4 protein-coding genes are annotated in these 6,070 nt (G+C 48.5%); 2 read left to right on the top strand and 2 right to left on the bottom strand.

The features are described from left to right. Window positions 1-38 precede the first annotated feature (38 nt). Both NF543_RS19310 and NF543_RS19305 read left to right on the top strand, forming a co-directional pair. Window positions 39-746: a DsbA family oxidoreductase gene (locus NF543_RS19310; protein ID WP_257669831.1), complete on the top strand. Its 708-nt coding sequence runs from the start codon at window positions 39-41 to the stop codon at window positions 744-746. 196 nt (window positions 747-942) lie between these two features. Continuing rightward, window positions 943-1,323: a hypothetical protein gene (locus tag NF543_RS19305; RefSeq protein WP_257669830.1), complete on the top strand. Its 381-nt coding sequence runs from the start codon at window positions 943-945 to the stop codon at window positions 1,321-1,323. 75 nt (window positions 1,324-1,398) lie between these two features. Here NF543_RS19305 and NF543_RS19300 read toward each other — a convergent pair whose 3' ends face one another. Then, entirely contained in the window at window positions 1,399-2,808 is a 1,410-nt protein-coding gene (locus NF543_RS19300) for a RagB/SusD family nutrient uptake outer membrane protein (RefSeq protein ID WP_257669829.1), read from the bottom strand. Between the two features lie 53 nt (window positions 2,809-2,861). Then, window positions 2,862-6,050 (bottom strand): SusC/RagA family TonB-linked outer membrane protein, encoded by a 3,189-nt coding sequence (locus tag NF543_RS19295; RefSeq protein ID WP_257669828.1) that lies wholly within the window; start codon window positions 6,048-6,050, stop codon window positions 2,862-2,864. Window positions 6,051-6,070 lie beyond the last annotated feature (20 nt).

The following is a 6,070-nucleotide window of genomic DNA, read 5'->3' as shown; positions in this document are numbered from 1 at the left end:
TTGATTGATAAACAAATAAATGATTTAAACATATTCTAATGAAAATAGAAGTATGGAGCGATGTCATGTGCCCGTTCTGTTACATCGGTAAGCGGAAATTTGAAACGGCGTTGGCTCAATTCCCTTATAAGGGTAACATACAGGTGGAATGGAAAAGTTTTCAGCTGATGCCCGATTTAGAGACCTCGCCCGGCAAGAACCTGAATGAGTTTTTGGCGGAGCATAAAGGAATAAGTATGGAACAAGCCACGTCAATGAATAACCACGTTATCCAATTGGCGAAGCAGATAGGGCTGGATTATAATCTTGACCGATCCATTCCTGCAAATAGTTTCAATGCGCATCGGTTTACTCATTTTGCAAAGCAATATGGGAAACAGAACGAGGCCGAAGAACTCCTGTTCCGTTCTTATTTTACAGATGGTGAGAACATTGATGACCATGCTACGTTAATTCAGTTGGGAATAGAAATAGGTTTGGATGCAGCGGCGCTGAAAACGGCATTGGAAAACGGAAGCTATGTGGATGATGTAAGAAAGGATATTCAGGAAGCCCAACAGATTGGTGTGCGAGGTGTGCCGTTTTTTGTATTCGACCGGAAATATGCCGTATCAGGAGCACAAGAAAGCCAAACGTTCTTAGAAACCTTGGAAAAAGCCTATACTTCGTGGAGAAAGGAAAATCCTGAAACCTCATTGGACATTATTGATGGCGAATCCTGTTCGCCAGAAGGTGAATGCAGGTAATTGGATCAAGGTATTCCCGCAATGGGCTAACAGAATTGTATTAACAGTGGTATATCTATCGGCCTTTTGCGTTATTTACTAATCAATACCCCTTCGCCAAATTCAGTCGGCCCAAGTTCCTACCCGTTACAAAATAGCAATACCACCTGCTACAAAACAGCAAACCAAGCGGCTGTATTGAGGCTACATTTGTGATATGAAGCTATTTGATTTAGCACCAGGCTTTATAGCCGCCGCACTGGTCGTACTGGGTACGGGCCAAGGCGTGAACAATGACGCTTCCGAGGAAAAGGAAGTGACTAAGCAAACCACTGAGAATTGGTTTGATGTATCGGTTTCTGGGAATCAAACGTTACCACAAAACCAGCAAATTGAAGCGATGCTGAGTGGGGATCCCCAAGCTCCGTGCAATGAGGTTGATGGTGCGCTCTGCGCAGTCCGGGTTGAATACGATGCAGACGATCCGGCTATTCAAGCGCTGATCAGCCAGATAGGAACAGGTACTCCTCCTACGGTGAAGGACTTTGAAGATTTAGGTGCTTCATCAGTGTCCCATTCTTACGAAGAGGAGCAGTAAAGGAGCGATGGTTACCATGCCTATCGTTGATTAAGGCCGGCATTTTTCTGATGCCGGCCTTTTTTTGGCAATGACTTATCGGTCATTTTGAGGATATCCACCCGCTTGGATGGCTTCCACAGGGAATGGCCACACCCAGCGGTCGTGATTTACAGGAAGCTCAAAATGCTGCTCTCCCAACACACGTACCAATGGCTTCTCATACCGTGGGTCCTTATTGAGCCTGCGCAGGTCTTCCCATCTTGTGCCGCGCAATACCAACTCTTTCCTTCGCTCGGAAATAACCCAATCCAAAATCTGCTGGCTGTCCGCGCTTTCCAAAGGCGTATAACCTGTGGCTTCCAACCGATGTCGCCTTAAATGGTTGAGGTCGTTTAAAGCTTCAACGGTATTTCCTTCCCTTGCATGGCATTCTGCTCGGATGAGGTAAACTTCATCCGTTGCCAAGCCGGTAAAGAAGAAGTCGTTTCCATAGTAACTGCCGAAAAACTGTGATTGGCCATTACTGCTTATGCGAAAGTAGATAGCTCGCCTTAAATCCTCAGGTGAGTAGCTTGCCAGCAAACTCGTGTCTGCATTGAATCTGGCCGAACCGTAAATAAGGGCGTTGTATGCCGAAGAGGTAAAAATGACTTCTACATTGCCTATACCATACAATGGGAAGGGATAATTCGCTCCTATTTCAAGGTCATTGAAATCTAGCAATGCGCTTTGTACAGCCAAGCACCTATTAGCATATTCGAGGGCTTTGGGGTAATTGCCCATTTGCAAATATGCTCGTGCCAATAATGCATATGCAGCCGCTTTGGATGGGCGAAAGGGCACCAATGGTTCATCCGGTAGCAATTGTACGGCTTCCATTAGGTCATTAACGATCTGCTGGTAAGTATCCGATACGGATGACCTTGCCAATTGTACAGTCGGGTCCGCTTCTAGCCTTAGCGGTAGTCCCAAGTCTACAGGCGCCGTATCCTCATTGTAAACGGGACAGAATAACTGGGCGAGGTTGTAGAGGTTCAATGCCCGGTGGAAAAGGGCAATGCCTCGCGTAAGCCGCCAATCATCTTGTTGGTGTTGGGAGCTCATATTAGCCAACCCATCCAAAACAATGTTACAATTTAGTATCCGCTGGTAGCCCGTATCAAAATCTGTGGGATTCAACGTGCCGCCCTCGCCTCCTTCGTAGACTGTTTTTTCCCAAGTGTAGGCATTCTTCTGGTAATTGAACCGGACTCCACTTGAGAAGTTGTTCCAATGTTCTGTCGAGATATAAAACTCATCTGCCCCGATAATCCCCAGCGTATGGCTTGAGCGGATATTCATCGGGTTATTATTGGCGGTTGGATTATCCAGCAAAGCCAAATAATCGGCTACGGTATTGGGTACCCGTTGGTTCCTTGAAGGTTTGACATCAAGGAATGCCTCTCCGCAGGAAGCGAGGAAGAGAACAAGTAGTAATGGTATAAGATGGTTGAATGGTTTCATTTCCTTTTCGTATTTAAATAGATAGACAAGGGTTCATTATGGATATCATGGGGTTAAAACTCCACTTGTATACCGATGGCAAATGACCGCGGGGCGGTATAATCCGCATTAGAATAATCTGGATCGATACCATGCTTATTGGCTCGCCAGAGGATACCGAGGTTGCGCGCATAAGCATAGAGCCGTATGCGTTGCACAGGCCAACGCTGCACCATGTTGTCATCGAGCGAATAGCTGAGGTTTACATCCTGCAAGCGGATGACACCCCCTTTGGTGATTAAGGCCTCTGAGAACTGATAGAGATAATCTCGCTCATAACTACCGTATGATGCTGCCCAAGCGGGTACGTTTGTCTTTAATTCGTCTCCCGGTTGTTGCCAACGATTGAAATAATCGGTATGAAATACGGGGTTATTTACCACATACTCTTGTCCGGATGAAATAGAGCTCCGCCTAAAAACATGGCCTACTTTGTAGTTAACCAATACCCCCAACTCGATCCCCTTCCATATCAAAGTATTCCGTATTGATCCAAAATATGGCGGCACGGTAACGCCTGAGATAAGAAGGTCATCGGCTGTGAGGGTTGAATAATAATTTCTATAATCGGTGGTTATTTCGCCGTTGAGGAAAACTAAGGGATACCCATTCATGGGATTCAATCCTCGCCAAGGATGGGCGTAGATTAAATCTACCGACTGACCCTTTTTCACCCGATCTGTACTGACAAGAAGTTCATCGATATTTGATGGCTGCAGAGCATTGATATGGGTTACCTTATTATAGGTATAATTAAACAATAGGGAAGTATGCCACTGAAATACTCCAGCTAGGTTTAGGCTATTCACCTGCACATCCCACCCTTGTGTGCGCAGGTTGGCATAGTTCATTTTATAATTGCTTCCCACACCGGTGCTAGGATCCATCATGTTATCTCCAAGCAGGTATTTAGCATGTTTGTTATAATATTCCATGCTACCGCTGATGCGCGTTCCAAACAGCCGCCAATCCAGCCCGGCATTGAAGGTGTTGACCTGCTCCCATCTCAGTGATGGATTGCCGGGATGCTGCAAGGTAGCTTGTAGTAAATTGGTGATGTTGTTTGTGCCCACCGATATGGTAGGGTAGTGGCTCTGGCTCTTGTCGATATTGCCCGCGCTGCCGTAGGTGGTGCGCAGACGTAGATAAGGCAGCCAGTCTATGCCATAAAACCATTCCTTGCTGATATCCCAGCTACCGCCCAGCGACCAGAGCGCGGTGCCCCGTTGGTTGGTCTTCACACCAAGCAGGTTGCTGCCATCCCAGCGCAGGCTACCGCTCAGTACATAACGTTCCTTGTAGGTATAGGAAGCATTGCCAAAATAAGACAAATCCCTGGCCATCCTTTTAGCAGGACTTATGGTGGATGAGCGGGGAAGCCAAGCACTTCCGTTGGGCAGGGTAGGGTATAAATTTTCGTAATCAAAATTGGCGACACCCGTCCACAGATCATCATTGTAGTTATAGAGGCGCACGTCTGGCAGTATCTGTGCAATGCGCTGCCGCACCTCTCCCCCAGCTAATGCTGCCAGCTGATGGTCTCGCCCCAAGTCCTTGTTGTAATTGACCTGCGCTCGACCCGAATGCGTGTTGGCTGATCCTGGTACGCCCAGCTCCAATATCCCGCCATGGGGAATGATTCGTGTACCATCGGCCTGTGTGAAGCGGTTCACCAGATGGCGTACATAATAGCCCTCTGGCGAATGATATTGTCTGCTCAAATCATCTCCCGTGGTATATTGGTACGTGGCGTGGAGGTTGAAATCTTTGAGGAAAGCATACCTCACCCCGGCATTGAGCCGCATTTCCTTGCTGCCACTGGTATTGTCTGCCAGCCGCTGTTCATCCAGCGGGCGGTACATCCAGTCGAGCAAGCCATTTGCTTCGGCCTGCTCACGATAGGCCTGGCGGAATTGGCTAAAGGTGGCTGCAGGGTTTCCATTGGCATCTACCAAGGCATCATAGATGCTGTTCGCGGTAGATCTGAATAGGCCAAGCTCATTATGGGATATGCCGTTATTGATCGCCTGTTGCTGCGTATACCAAATGCTGCCGGTCAGCTCCAAGTTTGGGCGTACTTTAAAGGTGTTTTGCAAGCTGAGGTTTATGCGATTGCTGCTATTACCGATCTCGCTGGCCCGGTTGCGGTCATACCCAGCAGACAATGCATAGCGGTAGTTGTCGCCTCCTCCTCTTACGCTAAGCGCATATTGCTGATTGATTGCGGGCTGGTAAAGATAATCCATGGCTTGTTGCCGCAAGTCAGTATGTTGCATGTAACTTTCCTGTCTCATGAATTCCTCCTCGCCGATCAGCTCATCCCGCTGCTTGATGAGCAGCTCCACATAGCTGGGGATGTAGGTTTGATCGCGCTCCGCATAGGCTCCGCGCTCGAAAAGTTCCTTCTGAATTTCCATCACTGTAGGCGAGGGCAAGTAGTGTTGGCTGTAGAAAAGGTTGGGCCTACCAATGATATTCACGTTGCTGTTGAGGGATATTCGTGCGGGCTGGTTGTACCGGCCTTGCTTGGTGTTGATGACGATGACGCCATTACCCGCTCGGGCACCCCATATACTGGCTGCGGCTGCATCGCGTAACACGGTGATGCTTTCCACATCGTTTGGATTGATGGTGTTGATGTCTCCCTCGTAAGGGAAGTTATCCACCACGATGAGTGGCCGGGTATCAGCCTCAATGGTGCTCAGCCCGCGTACGCGGATACCCTCCGCATTGGTAGCCTGCGGCTGCACAAACTGCACACCGTTGACCACGCCTTCAAGCCTTTCAAGGATGTTGGTGCTCACACTACGGTTGATGAGCGCATTGTCCACATGGATGAATGCACCGGTGGCCCGCTCCTTTGGCACCTCATAATAACCGGTATTGACCACTACCTCTTCCAGCGCATGGGGATCAGCTTGTAGGGCAATATGAAGTGGGCCGACATAACCTTTTTCCACGGGCATATGCCGTGGGATGTAGCCAATGTACGTGGTGATGAGCGTGTCCGTTTGTTGCGGCAGCGGCAGGTTGAATTGGCCTTTGGTGTCCGTAGCGGCAGTACGATCATTGGATAAGTATTTCACGCTGGCGCCAACCAGCGGCTGTCCGTCCAAGTCTACCACGGTGCCGGTGAGCCGTTGCTGGGCATGGGATATGCTTATGGCCGCTAGTCCACAGAAAAGAAATAGGATATGTTTCATTGTTGTATCAGGTTTGGTTA

Source organism: Parapedobacter tibetensis, assembly GCF_024704835.1.
GTDB classification, from domain to species: domain Bacteria; phylum Bacteroidota; class Bacteroidia; order Sphingobacteriales; family Sphingobacteriaceae; genus Parapedobacter; species Parapedobacter tibetensis.
This window is presented reverse-complemented; position numbering and strand designations above follow the sequence as displayed.

Coding starts and splice junctions, on each gene's coding strand:
- NF543_RS19310 (WP_257669831.1), top strand. CDS start 39: ATGAAAATAGAAGTATGGAGCGATGTCATGTGCCCGTTCTGTTACATC.
- NF543_RS19305 (WP_257669830.1), top strand. CDS start 943: ATGAAGCTATTTGATTTAGCACCAGGCTTTATAGCCGCCGCACTGGTC.
- NF543_RS19300 (WP_257669829.1), bottom strand. CDS start 2,808: ATGAAACCATTCAACCATCTTATACCATTACTACTTGTTCTCTTCCTC.
- NF543_RS19295 (WP_257669828.1), bottom strand. CDS start 6,050: ATGAAACATATCCTATTTCTTTTCTGTGGACTAGCGGCCATAAGCATA.